Genomic DNA, 13453 nt, shown 5'->3' on the forward strand with positions numbered 1-13453 from the left:
CATAAGTTCCCTCCTTTTACGGCGCGGCGGGATACCGCCCACGTCCTTCGACCTTCCACAGCAGCCGCAGACCATAGGCGCCCATGGCGAGCCACAGGGCGATCCAGACAATCTGGGGCACTCCGGTCACGGCGCTCAGGTTCCGCGCGTCGCTATGCCCGCCGAAGCCGAAGAGAAGGAAGGTCGGGGAGTAGAGGCCGGCGACGAAAACGTAGGCGCCAATGAACTTGAGGACTGTATGGGTCAGAGCCTTGCTGTTCCAGCGCCAGAGGGCAATCAGGATGACGCTCATCACTGCCCCGATGCCGAGCGTCGGCAGATCGATCCAGCTGGCCCAGCGGATGACGGTGGCGGCGATTAGCAAGCCTAGCGCGGCGGCCCAGCGCGGCGACACCTTGTCGGCGTTCGAGGCGGCCGCCAGGTAGAGCAGGCCTCCGAATAGAAAAGTCGAAGCATAGCCGGCCAGGCTGATGAGGAACGGCCAACCGCCAGACGACAGAACGGCTCCCGAGCCTAGCAGATGAAGCTCCAGCCGCTCGACGCGCCCGCCGGTCAACAGGGTGAATGTCGCGTGGCCGAGTTCATGGAAATAGGATTCATACCATTCGAACGGCGCGCGGATGATTGGAACATTCGACACAAGCCACGCAGCGGCAAGGTGCCCGAGCAGATGGATCTGGCGGCGGGTCATAGCCGTCGCGAATGGAGAGTTGTCGCACTGTGGGATGATCGGCGTTTCAACATGGACAAATCCTTCAAATCCTTGAGATTGGAGCCTTGTCCCACTTTTCGTCCTGACGCCGGACACCGAAAATGCGGAGAGGCCATCCCCCTGTGTAACGATAACACCTTACGCCTTTAAGTTTGCGAGGGATTCGGACCTAGAGTTATTCTCGGTGTCGTTACCAACCCCTGAGGGAGGAGGCCATGGGCAAGCGTCTCGCGGGAGTGATCGGGGGTACGATCTTCGCCATCGCCCTGGGGGCCGGCGGAGCGGTGGCCCAAGACGGCGGTCAGTGGAACAGCAAGGCCGTGCTGGTGGTCATTGGGACCAAGGCCGTGACGCTGGAGGACCAACCGGGTCACATGATTGCCATCACGGAATTCGACGGGGCGGCGTTCAACTCCGATGGCAAGCCGTTCCTCGACAAGGCCCGGTATCAGGTCACGGATATCACCGACACGGCCGGGCAGGAGATCGGGTACAAGACCTTCACCGAGCCGGATGGGTCCAAAGTCTACGCCCGATACCTGCTGAAGGAAAAGAAGAAGGACGGGGCACAGACCGTCTGGAACGGCACCTGGGAGTTCACGGGCGGCACGGGCAAGTACCGAGGCATCACCGGCCGGGGCAGTTATCACGTCGTCTCGGTCAGCGACACCGCCGTATGGGACGAACTGACGGGCGAGTACAAGGTCGCCCCGTCGCAATGACCAACGGGCCGGGGTTTTCCCGGCCCTTTTTGCGTTAGGCCACGTCGAGCTGTTGGGCGATGTTGATGACCTAAAGTTGCCACCTATCCAGAAACCGGAGAGATACATCGCTCTCACCACCTCCGGGCACTCACACGATGGCACAGCCAGCCGTTTGTCCGTTATGCGGGGAGGCCGCCGTCAGGGCGAGGCGCTGCGGTGTGACGTCCCGAGGAGAAACGGCCGTCAGTTGCGCCCACCGCCTAGAATTGACGGTCACGTAAGGAACGGTTGAGCGCGCTGGCAAGCTACAGGGCTCCGCGAAATGGTCCGTTTTCTGATCGGGTCCTGACAACCGGTCGCGATCACGCGACTCAAGGATGTGCTCATCCCACACGCCATGGAACCACTGAGGATGATCGGGCCGTTCTTGAAAATCTGCTCCAGGATCATGGTCTTCAGCACTGCGGTGGCCGGCTCATTCAAAGACATAAATCTAATCCTTCGAAAATGCCTCGAGATTATGATGCATTTGAGGCACAGCCAGAAGTGCTGGTGACACACATTGAGCCCATCAGGCTTGCCTCACGGAAGACATCGGATTTATCCAGAACACAGTTCGTAAGACGACCTTCAGTCAACGGGGGAGCCATGCGCTCTGTATTTGTGGCGATCGTTGCTTCCGTGGCCGCTGTTACCACGACCGCCTTAGCTGATGGCAAGCGCGACATGACAGTTTTGAACCGAACGGGTTCGGACATCGCGGAAATCTACGTCTCGCCAGCTGGAGCAGCGCGTTGGAATGACAACGTCATGGACCAGGAAATGCTGCAGGATGGTGACCTGGTCAGCGTTCATCTGAGTGAGGATAACGCCTGTGTCGCTGACGTCATGGTGGTCTTTGACGACGAAGAAGCCGTGGAATGGAGCGGTCTCGACCTCTGCCAGGCCTCGTCGGTTGCGCTCCGCCATGACCGCTCGGCACGGCGAACTTGGGCGGAGCACCTGTGAGGCTCGCGCGTCATTGATCAAGCACACCATTGCGTTCTGGTCCCCGGTCGATGTGGTTGATGACGAAACTGTTCTGATACTGCGCGAGCAGCAACGGTGCGGAGCACGGTTACTTCAGGTCGGAAAGGCAAGTCGTCAGTGAAGCGATCGCGTCGGTGTCGTGCCAGGCAAGGTGTGTTGCCGTACGCAGCCGCTCGGAAGGGTCCCGGCGCCTTGCGCGATCGGCAAGGCCGACGGCGATGTCGACGTAAGCCGACGCGTCCGAGGCAACGGTGTGGGTGATGCCGATCCCCTCACGCGCGATCGACTTGACTAACTTGACCAACTGCGTCCGTCGCGCTAACTTGGCCACGTTGGTTAGGGAGGAGTCATGGATCAGATCAGCCTGTACGACGCGAAAACCCATCTGTCGGGCCTGGTCGACCGCGCGGCCGCCGGGGAGGAGTTCGTCATCGCTAAGAACGGCGTTCCCATGGCCAAGCTGGTGCCGTTTCCCAAGCCGAACGCGCCGCGCACGCCGGCGCGCGCGCTGGGCCTGACCCGCATCGCGCCGGACTTCGACGATCCCGATGCGGACATCGAGGCGCTGTTCGCGGGCGAGGAGACCGGCGGCGAGGGCCGCGCCTGATGGACCTCCTGCTCGACACACACGTGTTTCTCTGGTGGGATGCCGGCGCCGACCCGATCAGCCCGGCCGTGCGCGCCGCCATCGCCGATCCGGACAATCGGGTCTACGTAAGCGCCGCGTCCGTGTGGGAGATCGCGATCAAGGCCGGGAAGGGGAAGCTCGCCTTCTCCGGGTCGCCCAGCAGCGCCATCGCCCAGAACGCTTTCCTGCCGCTGCCCATGACGCCCGAGCACGCGGAGCGTGCCGGGGGGCTCGACTGGGCGCACCCGGACCCGTTCGACCGCATGCTCGTGGCGCAGGCTGAAAAGGAAAGCCTGACGCTGGTCCACGCCGACGGGGTGATCGCCGACTACAAAGGCGTCGCCCAGCTGTGGGCGCGCGCCTGACGAAGCCGCAGGCGCCGAAGGGCGCCAGGCCCGCTGTCGAACCGGAAAAGCGCCGCATGGAGCTGGACACGGTGTGCCGGGATTGCGCCGCCGCCCTGCGGGGCGGCCCGTCGCGCTGTCCGAAGTGCGGCGGCCGCCGGCTCGTCACGCAGGCTTTGTCACAGGAACCATTCCGACGCGCGGAGATCTCGGGGGCACCGACGGGTTCACGCCATAGCGGTCGCGGCCTGCCAGTCGGCCCTGGCCTGCGCCCGAAAGGCACGCAGGGTGCGGCGCGAGATCAGGTGGCGCTGAAGGTTAAAGGTGTTGTAGGTGGCGGAATGCATGGAGACGAAGCGCTGGGCGGACCCAGGTGATTTGAACCGCTGCATCTTGCGTTCGCGTCGGCGGACCGGCTGGTGCGAGACCTCGGCCCGGTTGTTCTTTCGTCGGCCTTGCTCATGGCGGGCCGTTAGGCCGATCTCCCGGAACGCCGCCCCGTAGGAGCGCAGCTTGTCCGTGGTGACCTGGGTGGGCGAGAAGCCATACTTCTTCAGCAGCTTGAGCATCAACTTCAAGGCCGCAGCCTTGTCGCGTCGGCGCTGGACGAGCACATCCAACACCTCGCCTTCGTCACCGACGGCCCGCCACAAGTACATGAGCCGGCCGCTGACCCTGATCACCATCTCGTCCAAATGCCAGCGCGGGCTGGGTTTCGGTCGGAGGCGCCGCAGGTTGCGGGCGATGGCCGGCCCGAACTTCAGCACCCAACGCCGGACCGTCTCGTAGGACACCTCGACGCCGCGTTCGGCCAGCAGCTCCTCGACATCCCGGTAACTCAATGTGAACCGGAGATAAAGCCAGATCGCGTGCCGGATGATCGCGGGCGGGAACTGGTGACGGGCGTACGAGATCGGCGACATTCGAGCACCGTAACCTGACGGTCGGCTTGCCGCCAGGGATGACGTGACAATGCCCATGCAACCGGTGCAAGCAGCCCCGACACGGCATCAATCGCAAATCCGCCGGACAACTCCGCCCGGCAACGGCCACGCTCTCAGGTGTCGCCGCTCGCCGGCGTGCGCGGAGCCATCTCGTGCCGCGGCACAATGATCTCGACGCTCGTGCCGATTCCGACCTCGCTCTCCAGCCGGATGTCGCCGCCGTGCATCGCAATCAAGCGCCTGGTGATTGCCAGCCCCAGGCCGGTGCCACCGTAGCGGCGCGACGGCGTCACATCGCTTTGCCAGAACGGCTCGAATGCGTGCGTCAAATCTTCCGCCGACATGCCAACGCCAGTGTCGACCACCAGAACGCGGGCCTGGTCGTCGCTCGCGCTCAGCAGCACCGTGACGGTGCCGCCCGCATCGGCGAATTTGACGGCGTTGCCGAGCACGTTGATGAAGGCCTGCCGGAGCTTCGTCGCGTCGGCGAACAGGACGATCCGTCCCTCCGATGGAGGCACGTGCAACGCGACCTGTTGTGCGGCCGCCTGCCGACCCACGACACGGACCGCCGCTGCGACGATCTCTCCGAGATCGACGGCCTGGAGATCGAGCGTCGCCTTGCCGGCGTCGATCTTGGAGAGGTCGAGGATGTCGTTGATCAGCGCGAGCAGATGGGCCCCGCTCTGGTGAATATCCTTGGCATACTCGGCCGTATCCGCGCGCGACAGGGGCGGACCTTTGATCGTGAGCAGCTCGGACAGCCCGATGATCGCGTTGAGCGGAGTGCGCAGCTCGTGGCTCATCATCGCCAGAAAATTGGATTTGCTGCGGTCGGCGGCCTCAGCCACAAGGCGCGCGCTGTGCGCCTCCTCCAAAGCTTTCTCCACGGTGAGCAAGGCCTCCCGCGCCGTGCCCTCGGCTTGGCGCCTCCGCGACACCTCGCGCGCAACCGCCGTTCCACCGAGCGTGCACATGCTCGCCAGCAGCAGCGTCAGCAGGCCCGCCAGTTGCATGCTCTGGCGCCAGTCGTCGAGCACGCGATCCAGCGCGTAGGATGCGGTGACCACGAGCGGCAGACGGTCCAGCCGCTTGTATGCGGCCAAGCGCCGGGTGCTGTCGAAAATGCTCGTGACCTGGAAGGAGCCCTCCGGCGCCTTGGGCAGGTGCTCGGCGAAGAGGGGGGTTTGGACCGCGTTGCGCCCGACCAGGTCCTCGGTGAAGGGGTGCCGCATCAGCACGTCCCCCGTTGTGGTCAGCAGCGCGGTCGTTCCATCGAAGCCGAGGTTCAGCCCCGTGTAGAGGGTGTGAAAATGGTCCGCGTCGATGATGGCGAGGGCGACCCCGGCGAACCGCCCGTCAACGTCGGACAGCCGGCGGCTCATGCCGAACACGACCCTCCCGGTGAGGCGGCTTTTGAACGTCGCGGAGATGTAGAGCCCGTCGACAGCACCCTCACGGTGCACGGCGAAGTAGGGACGATCGGAGGCGTTCATCCGGCGGGGTGGAAAGCTATCGGAATCGGCAACGACGTCGCCCTGGGCGTTGAGAACGATCACGTTCAAAACGATGGAGGACGCCGCCGCGCGCTCCATGAGGGTCGCTTGCATGTCTTCCGGCCAGAGCACCGTGGGGTCGCGCGTCGCGCTTTGCGCCACGACCGCGCGAAGCACGCGATCAGCGGCCATGAAGGACCGTTCGGCATGGTGTTCCAAGGCGCGGGTGACGCTCAGCAGGGACGCTTCGGCCCGGTGCAGATGATCATCGCGACTGTGCCAGGCGTAGAGGCCGCACCCCACCAGCATCATCACGGAGAGCGTGAGGCTGCCGGCCACAATGCCGGCAGGCGACACGAACGCGGCCCGCACGCCGCCCCAACCGCGGAAGCGCATGGCGATGGTCGCGAGCATGGTCAATCCGCCGTCGTGATGCGAACGGGCGTGCGCTCCGGCCCGCCATCGTCGTCGTTTGCCATGTCGGCGGCGTCGGCCTGAGCCCGCCGGACCTGAGCCACGGCGCTGCGCGACGCTTGCAGCTCCTCAGTGTAGCGCGCCGGCATGCGTGAGGTTTTCCAGCGGCCGGCCTGCATCAGGCCGGGCAGGTTGACGCCGGCGGCCAGAAGGTCCTGGGCGGCCCCGACGCGCAAGGAGTGTCCCCCGTACCCAGTGGTGAGCGCCGTCTCCCTGCCCATCCGGCGCATGACCACGGCACGCACGGCGGCGGGCTGCAGGCGCGCGCCATAGCCACGCCGCGCCAAGGAACGGAACAGAAAGGTGCCGGCGCCGGCCGGACGTCCGGTGGCCGGATCCACGGCGGCCTCGATCGCCGCGCGCCAGGCGGCGAGCGCCGCCATCGTCTCGGCCGACAACCAGGCGATCGCCCCCTGCCCTTCCTGGTCGGTCTTCGAGCGCCGGATGCGGATGGTCCCCTCCCCCACCCGCGCCTCCGGATCGCGGGCCGGATCGGCTTCCGTCACATCCTCCCAGCGCAGCGCGGCGAGTTCATCGGCGCGCGCCAGCGTGTCGCGGCCGACCAGAAGGAGCGCGCAGTCCCGCAGATCGATGAGGCGCGCCGCCGGGCTCCGCGGCTCCGCATCGTCCATCGCGGCGAAAATGGCCGCCAGCTCCTTGTTGCCCACCGGCTTTGCCTGACGCTGGCGCACCGTCTTTTCACGGGAATGGGCACGGCGCGCGAGGGCGACGGGCCAATCGGTGCACGGCGACGGCAGGCCGGCAGCGCGGTGCACCGCGGTGATCGAGCTGAGGTAGCGGCCGATGGTTGCCGGCTTGCGCGTGGCGCCGACCTCCTCGACGTAGGCCTGCACGGTCTCGGGCGCTGCCGGTAGCCAGGGAACGCCGCGCTGGGCGCACCAGGTCCGGAACAGGCGTAGGTCGCCGCGCAGGGCCTTCCGCGTGGCCGGCGCGAAGGCGCGCGCGGCCAAGCCATAATAGGCGCGCAAGCGCTCCTCCAACTCGGGAGGCAAATCGGCGTCCGGGCTTGGCGCGGCCACGGCCGGCAACACCTCCGGGAAGGGGTCGGGCATGCCGAGCAGGGCGTGCCATCGGCGCAGCGCCCAGCGGTGGAGCGCCACGCTGGAAGGTGCCCGCGTCTTCACATGGGCCAGGTAGGCACCCGCCCGGTTCGCGTCGGCCGGCAGTGCCCCGGTGTTGGGCGCCGTCGCCCGACACCAGCCGAGGTAGCCGCGGGCCACGCTGAGCAAAGCACGTCGGGAGCCGACGGACAGCGCGGCCAGGGCCTGTTCAGCTGCGGAACGCGCGGCTGCCGTGACGGCCACCTCGTAGGCGAAGGGAAAGCCAACGGCCTGGTCGATGGAGGAACGCTCCGCAGGGGAGCGGATAGTAGGCGGGGAACTGGGCATTGGGTCCGCTACGAGATGCTGGCGCTTGAACCTACCTCAGACGCGCGGACGAAAACCACCGTTAAACCACCCATAAGTGCCATTATCGACGGCTAAAAAAACCTCTTCCGATCAGGATTTTGCGGCTGTGATGAATGAGGCTGTCATCCCTTCAACTTTGCCTCATCGCCCGCGTGGGCCCCGCTGCCCATTTCTGAAATTGACTGGACTGCACAATCATTGGCCCGAGTTGGCGACGAAGTTGATAGGCGTTGACGACGTGCTGCCGGAGTGGATCCCGCTTCAAGCGCCGGGGGTTTCTTCTCCCGCACCGCATCACATTGACAACGCTCGTCGAGGCAATGCGCATAATCTGGTTTTGTCCTCAGCCAAACGAGCGCGCCAAAGCTCGTCGGCAGGAGGACGATCATGCCGCGGCGGTGTCAGCCTGGATTAATGGCCGGCCCGCTGTCCACCACGCCGATCAGGTCGGGACGGTCGTTCCTGACCGAGCCAACCTCCTTGCTGACCCGCCAGACCAGCATGTACTCACGCGGGTACGGGACCAGCAGCGCCCGCAGCGCGTCAGGGCTGTCTCCCCCGGCCCAGCCAGGCGCTCCACCGGGTGTTAACGCGTGCGGCGGAGGCGCCTCAGGGGACCGGGCGCCAATGCTGCTTGCGGGCGCCCAAAGCATCCACGCTGACGAGGAGTTCGTCGCTGGGCATGCCGTCCTCCAGGAGCAGACGGGCGTGCGGGAGATGGCCGGGCTTGTCGACGAGGGCGGTGACGACATAGATCTTGGGCGATCCAGCCGTCCGGGTAAAGCGGTCCCCCATCTGAACCGAAATGGGTGCCATCTCCCCTCCCCTTACGGCAGGCCGGCGAGCTCGTCGAGCAGCGGCTGGTACTGGCGGGGCGGCAGCGCCCGCTGGTCCGCGGCCATGCCGCGCAGCGCCTGGAGGCCCGCCGGCGTGAAGGTCGCCTTGAGCCAGTGCGCGCCGTTGTCCACCAGGGACACCAGGCCACGCTCGATCATGCTCTGCACCGCAGCCGCCGGCTTCGGCTGACCCTTGTTCGGGCCGGTCGCCCAGCGCTTGACCAGGATGCCATCGTGGATGGACCGGGCGCTGCTGAACCGGACCATGAACTCGCGCCGGATCAGGTCGCGCTCCTTGGGCAGAAACTCGGGCGTGTCGCTCATTGCATCTCACAGGAGTTCGAAAACGGCGCTGAGATGTAGCGCGCTCGACCAAGGGAAAGAAGAGGCCCATGTGGGTTGAATGCTCCGCCCGCCGGAAGAGTCCGGCTCCGGTGCTGCCCCGCGCCCTACCCCGGCCCACGCCGATTATCGACGGTCCGCCGGTCGGTCGTGTTGCGTTCTTCCCGCCGGTCATGAATGATGCCGCCGAAGCGTTTCGGACCTTCTCTGGCGTGGCGCACGAGCGCGACGATTAAGCGTTCGAGAATGATCCATCGCTCCCCATCGCGGCCCACACCACCGGAGGACCAACGTTCATGCCCTTTGACAACCCGGCGAGCAGTCGCGCCCGTCGGCAGTTGCGGTTCGGTAAAGCGGCCCAACAGCAAGCCACGCAGGGAGCCCCGGCGCGAGCGCACCCAAAGGTGAATGGTTCGGCCGAGCAAAGGCACGCTCAGTGGCTCGCCCGCGCTGGCGAGGCCGAACGAGCCGGCGATGCCGTCGAAGCCGAAACGTGCCGCCAGTACGCGGAGCATTGGTTTCGCGTGGCTCACGGCCGCAACGAGCCATGAGGCTTTGCGGATCCTCCCTTTCGCCACAGTGCCGCGGCCGTGGCCTCCGTTTGCGCGCCCCCTTTGCGCCGTGGCGATGTCCGCAGAACTTGGCGAGCATAGGGCGACAACAACTGGAGGATACCATGGACCATCCGCGCAGGCTCGCCGCTCTCGTTGATGATCTGGCCGTCATCCATCAGTCGCTTGATCAATGGCGCGAGGCGCTGGCCGTCCAAGGGTTGCCCTACGAGGTGCGGCATTATGTGCTCGAACAAATCGATGTGGCGAGTCTGGCCCTCGGCCGGGCGCGCCAGGTCGCAGCCCGTGTTGGTTCGGATAACGGCCGCAACGCGTAGCGCGGGCAAATCCTGGTGTGACCCAAGGCGGTTCGGGGCACGACCAACGACGATTCATTCCACCGGCAGTCTCGATCCAAGGCTCGCGCCATCTTGCTGCGTCAGCAGCGCTGGCCCGACACCATCAGGTTTCGCTCAGACGGTCCACGACGTCCGGCACGATGGCCTCCACCGGCGTCGGCGTGATCGAAAGCTCGCGCAGACCGGGCCACACGCCGGAAGCAATCGTATCGTGCCGCAGGAGTTCGATCTGGTGGCGCGTCAGCGGCGCTCCGGGCAGACGTTCGGCGATCAAGGCCACAGCCTGCCACACGGCGAACGGCAGCGGCACGGGCCTGTGGCGAGCGCCAAGCGCTTCGGCGAGGGATTGGAGAAGCTCCCGGTAGGTGTAGACGCGCGGACCGCCCAATTCGTAGCAGCCGTCCGCCGCGCCGGCCGGATCGTCCAGCACGCAGGCGATCGCTTCCGCGACATCGTCCACATAAACCGGCTGCAGCTTGGTCCGACCGCTGCCGAACAGCGGGAAAACGGGCAGTACCCGGATCAATTTTATGAGGTTTGTCAGAAACGCGTCATCGTTGCCGAACATGACCGCCGGGCGGACCAGCGTCGCAGTGCCGAACGCCTCCACCACCACCCGTTCGCCGCTCCCGCGCGCTCGAATGTACGACGCGGGTGAACGCGCGTCGGCCCCGATGCCTGAGATGTGCACCAGCCGCTGCACACCAGCAAGGCCCGCATGCCGGGCAATGCGGGCCGCCCCCTCAATGTGCACCGCGGCAAAGGTGTCTCGGCCGCCCTCGACGTACAAGCTGACTGCATTGACCACGCCATAGGCGCCCGCGAGCGTTGCCGCGATTGTCGTCTCATCCTGCACATCCGCTGCCACCGCCTGGAGGTCTGGCCGGTCGGTCGGGATCAACGCCCGGGTCCGCTCCGGATGGCGCGAAGCGGCCCGCACCGCAAACCCGCGCGCCAAGAGATGGCGCACCACGCGGCGGCCGAGAAAGCCGGTCCCGCCGAATACGGTGACAAGCCGGCGGCGGTCCGGCGCAGGCTGTTCCCTGTGGCCCTCCATGGCGATCATGCCGGAGACTCCGCACCGCTCCAATGCTCAGGACTCTCTCGCTCACAGCCGACAGACTTCTGTGAGCCCATCGCAACAGTCGACACTCATCATCCCTGCGGCCGTCGTCGGGCCCTTGGTTCTGACCGGTCAGGCGAAGGTCAAAAGCTGATCGATGGTGCTTTTGTAGATGGCGTCGGCCTCGATCACCTGTTGCTGGTTGGCGGCGGGGACCTCCGCGCTCCAGGCGACGAGCGTTGCCCCGGACGTGCTCACCACGACAATCCTCCAGCGGATCACCTCATCGCCGCCGGTGACGACCTGGCGCTCATGCTCGACGGCGCCGATCGCCTCAATCCGGACGATCTTGCCAGGGGCGATCTGATGGCGGTCACGCGTCACCTCCGTTCTGGTTCAGGCCTCGCGCACCGGTTGGTACGCGTCAGCATCGAGGCCGAATGTCCACGCGACGCCGGCGCGTGGCGTTGTGGTCGCTGGTGGGACCCGCAGCCAGTAGGCCCGGCGCCGCCCATCGGGCTCCGGCGTGGAATTCAGCACCCGCACCATCACCAAAGGCTCACCATCGAAATCCCACGCGCGCCACAGTTCACCAACCGGATCCGCGGCAAGCTTGTGGCCGCCAAGCGCACGCATCAGGCGCTCAGGACCGAAGCATTCGATGAGGACGCGGCGCAGAGCGGCGCTGAGCCCCTGCTGAAGGTCGTCGATCGACAGCCGCGCCAGATCCAGATCAATGGCGCCCCCGACCTCGCCGTCGACGGCCAGCAGCACGCTGCCATCCGCCCAGCGGACCGCCGCGCCGGCGCCGTTGTGCAGAAGCCCCCGTTCATTCCCATGGGCTTCCACCGGTCGCGCCAGCACCAGGGCCACGTGGCGGTAAGCCCACAGCACGTCAGCGTGGCGCAACAGGGCCAACGCGGCATCACCGATGGCGGATGAGGGGCGATCCGCAGCCCCCGGAGATCGGCAATGGTCAAACAGAGCCCGGATCGGGCACTCCGGCGCGGGCGTCACCTGTCGCAGGACGTGCGCCAGGGCCGGGCGCAGCATGAGATGGTGCTTGAGCGTCTCCACCGGGAAGGAGGACTGCGCCGGCAACGCCCGGATCAGCAGGCGGTCAATGCGGGGTGCAACCAAGCGCCCGAAGCGGCAGGGAAACCGCGTCGCGCCGCCCAATGGACAACCGAAGAGACCGGCCACGGCGAGCGCGCTCAGAACCCCACCAATGAGGCTGAGGCTGCCGCCATAATAAACCGCGGCGGGGACAATGGCCGCCGCCGCGAGCAGAAGCGCAGAATGGGCGCTCAGGCCGGCGATCACGCCGCGCACAGAACGTTGGCCATGACCGGGAAGCCCTCCAATGAGGCTGGCGAGCGCCAGGACCATAGTGCTGCCGATCCACGGGGTGGCGGAAATGCCACCGCTCGCAAGGTCAATCGCCAGCGGTTTGCACCAGCCGATGAGACCGATCACGAGACCAAGTACCATCGCCATCCACAGCAGCCAACGGCGCCAACTGATCCACTCCAGCGCGCGTTGCGCCTCCCTCGGTCCGGCAAGCCACACGATGGACCGCGGCGGGGCAAGGCCCGCGGCGATATAGAGGTCGCGAACGCTCCATTCGGCCTGCTTACGATCCCTATGCCCGGACCCTACCTGGGGCTCGCGCATTCGCCCGGCCAGGACCGCGTGACCCGGCTCATCCATGCTCCGCTCCAACGCTCGAGCTGACCGCTTAGTCAGCGACCCGGCCGGCCTGGGCGCGCGGCCGGTATTCGCGCTGCTGGCGGACCTCGTACAAGCCGGGCTCGACGAGGATCGCGGCATGCTCTTCGTGCTGCAGGGCGACCGGGCCGGGGCCGTGCACTTGAATGAACCCGCGCCCGGTTTCGTCCTCGCGGAAGAAGCGCACGCGCTCGGCCGCCATGCCGTGGGCATGTCCGGTTGTTTCGCCGTGCGCCAGGATCACGCGGTCGCGCGTGGGTTCGAGAAGTCGGGCCCCCGTGGGCAAGTGGTCGGACGCGACGAGAAGCACGTCGCCCTGGCGGTACTGCTTTGCGTGAGGCATCGTCGGCCTCCTGGCTTGATCGGCGCTGGTGCGCCACGGAAACCGTCGCGATTATAAATCGTGCCGCCGTCAATGGGGGATTGGCGCGGATGGGCATGCCTGTCGGTTCTACAGCACCCGTGCCCTTTGCCCGGAGCACCGCTCCGTCGCCTCCCGTTTTGCACCGCCGACGGGCGGGCTGCAGAAGACGATAAGCTCCTTCGTGACGGCGTCGCTTTCGACATTCGACCAAATATTGTCGGATGCCGAGGTTTTTGGCGCCCAAAAAGGAGTGATGCACCTACGCGACGGGCTTGAACATCATTCTCCGCCGCTGTGCCAGCGCCAGATACCTGCATGTTCTTTGGAATGATGCTTTATCGGAGTGCTTAATGGGAGCTTCTCTTGAGGGAGGAAGCCATGCTCCATCATGCTGTCCTGATCAGTGATGCGCTGAGAACAGCGAGCGCTGAAGGCCGTCTCAGAGACAC

At 66.0% G+C, this 13453-nt stretch carries 17 protein-coding genes; 6 read left to right on the top strand and 11 right to left on the bottom strand.

Annotation, left to right across the window (positions count from 1 at the left end; translation table 11 throughout):
• Nucleotides 1–16: 16 nt before the first annotated feature.
• Nucleotides 17–691 (bottom strand): M50 family metallopeptidase, encoded by a 675-nt coding sequence (locus M2351_RS18450; protein ID WP_264657574.1) that lies wholly within the window; start codon nucleotides 689–691, stop codon nucleotides 17–19.
• A gap of 236 nt (nucleotides 692–927) precedes the next feature.
• On the opposite strand from M2351_RS18450, the gene M2351_RS18455 reads away from it, so the two are divergent.
• A complete protein-coding gene (locus M2351_RS18455) occupies nucleotides 928–1434 on the top strand; it encodes a hypothetical protein (RefSeq protein ID WP_264657575.1) in 507 nt (168 codons plus the stop codon).
• Nucleotides 1435–2064: 630 nt separating this feature from the next.
• On the top strand, nucleotides 2065–2424 hold the full coding sequence (locus M2351_RS18460) for a hypothetical protein (protein ID WP_264657576.1): 360 nt from the start codon (nucleotides 2065–2067) through the stop codon (nucleotides 2422–2424).
• Nucleotides 2425–2533: 109 nt separating this feature from the next.
• Here M2351_RS18460 and M2351_RS18465 read toward each other — a convergent pair whose 3' ends face one another.
• Entirely contained in the window at nucleotides 2534–2749 is a 216-nt protein-coding gene (locus tag M2351_RS18465) for a hypothetical protein (protein WP_264657577.1), read from the bottom strand.
• Nucleotides 2750–2794: 45 nt separating this feature from the next.
• Here M2351_RS18465 and M2351_RS18470 point away from each other — a divergent pair, with 45 nt between their 5' ends.
• Together M2351_RS18470 and M2351_RS18475 are read left to right on the top strand one after the other, a co-directional pair.
• The gene (locus M2351_RS18470; protein ID WP_264657578.1) at nucleotides 2795–3052 is read left to right on the top strand and encodes a type II toxin-antitoxin system Phd/YefM family antitoxin; all 258 of its coding nucleotides are present in this window, start codon (nucleotides 2795–2797) and stop codon (nucleotides 3050–3052) included.
• Nucleotides 3052–3438: a type II toxin-antitoxin system VapC family toxin gene (locus tag M2351_RS18475; protein WP_264657579.1), complete on the top strand. Its 387-nt coding sequence runs from the start codon at nucleotides 3052–3054 to the stop codon at nucleotides 3436–3438. The genes M2351_RS18470 and M2351_RS18475 overlap by 1 nt, the downstream gene beginning before the upstream one ends.
• 206 nt (nucleotides 3439–3644) lie before the next feature.
• Here M2351_RS18475 and M2351_RS18480 read toward each other — a convergent pair whose 3' ends face one another.
• The 5 genes from M2351_RS18480 to M2351_RS18500 form a co-directional block, all read right to left on the bottom strand.
• Nucleotides 3645–4340 (bottom strand): IS6 family transposase, encoded by a 696-nt coding sequence (locus M2351_RS18480; RefSeq protein ID WP_264657580.1) that lies wholly within the window; start codon nucleotides 4338–4340, stop codon nucleotides 3645–3647.
• Nucleotides 4341–4474: 134 nt separating this feature from the next.
• Nucleotides 4475–6271, bottom strand: a complete 1797-nt coding sequence (locus tag M2351_RS18485; RefSeq protein ID WP_264657581.1) for a sensor histidine kinase — start codon at nucleotides 6269–6271, stop codon at nucleotides 4475–4477.
• 2 nt (nucleotides 6272–6273) lie between these two features.
• Nucleotides 6274–7740, bottom strand: a complete 1467-nt coding sequence (locus tag M2351_RS18490) for a tyrosine-type recombinase/integrase (protein ID WP_264657582.1) — start codon at nucleotides 7738–7740, stop codon at nucleotides 6274–6276.
• A gap of 630 nt (nucleotides 7741–8370) precedes the next feature.
• Nucleotides 8371–8577: a hypothetical protein gene (locus M2351_RS18495; protein WP_264657583.1), complete on the bottom strand. Its 207-nt coding sequence runs from the start codon at nucleotides 8575–8577 to the stop codon at nucleotides 8371–8373.
• An 11-nt stretch (nucleotides 8578–8588) separates the two neighbouring features.
• A complete protein-coding gene (locus tag M2351_RS18500; protein WP_264657584.1) occupies nucleotides 8589–8921 on the bottom strand; it encodes a hypothetical protein in 333 nt (110 codons plus the stop codon).
• A gap of 314 nt (nucleotides 8922–9235) precedes the next feature.
• Between M2351_RS18500 and M2351_RS18505 the strand changes: the two genes are divergently transcribed.
• Both M2351_RS18505 and M2351_RS18510 read left to right on the top strand, forming a co-directional pair.
• The gene (locus M2351_RS18505; protein ID WP_264657585.1) at nucleotides 9236–9490 is read left to right on the top strand and encodes a DUF4167 domain-containing protein; all 255 of its coding nucleotides are present in this window, start codon (nucleotides 9236–9238) and stop codon (nucleotides 9488–9490) included.
• Nucleotides 9491–9615: 125 nt separating this feature from the next.
• On the top strand, nucleotides 9616–9828 hold the full coding sequence (locus M2351_RS18510) for a hypothetical protein (RefSeq protein ID WP_264657586.1): 213 nt from the start codon (nucleotides 9616–9618) through the stop codon (nucleotides 9826–9828).
• A gap of 124 nt (nucleotides 9829–9952) precedes the next feature.
• On the opposite strand, the gene M2351_RS18515 is transcribed toward M2351_RS18510, so the two are convergent.
• From M2351_RS18515 to M2351_RS18530, 4 genes are all read right to left on the bottom strand, one after another.
• Nucleotides 9953–10915, bottom strand: a complete 963-nt coding sequence (locus M2351_RS18515) for a complex I NDUFA9 subunit family protein (RefSeq protein WP_264657587.1) — start codon at nucleotides 10913–10915, stop codon at nucleotides 9953–9955.
• A gap of 129 nt (nucleotides 10916–11044) precedes the next feature.
• A complete protein-coding gene (locus M2351_RS18520; protein ID WP_264657588.1) occupies nucleotides 11045–11296 on the bottom strand; it encodes a hypothetical protein in 252 nt (83 codons plus the stop codon).
• A 12-nt stretch (nucleotides 11297–11308) separates the two neighbouring features.
• A complete protein-coding gene (locus M2351_RS18525; RefSeq protein WP_264657589.1) occupies nucleotides 11309–12622 on the bottom strand; it encodes a DUF6745 domain-containing protein in 1314 nt (437 codons plus the stop codon).
• Between the two features lie 28 nt (nucleotides 12623–12650).
• Nucleotides 12651–12983, bottom strand: a complete 333-nt coding sequence (locus tag M2351_RS18530; RefSeq protein WP_264657590.1) for a hypothetical protein — start codon at nucleotides 12981–12983, stop codon at nucleotides 12651–12653.
• Between the last annotated feature and the right edge of the window lie 470 nt (nucleotides 12984–13453).

It is taken from the genome of Azospirillum canadense (assembly GCF_025961225.1).
Classification (GTDB): domain Bacteria; phylum Pseudomonadota; class Alphaproteobacteria; order Azospirillales; family Azospirillaceae; genus Azospirillum; species Azospirillum canadense.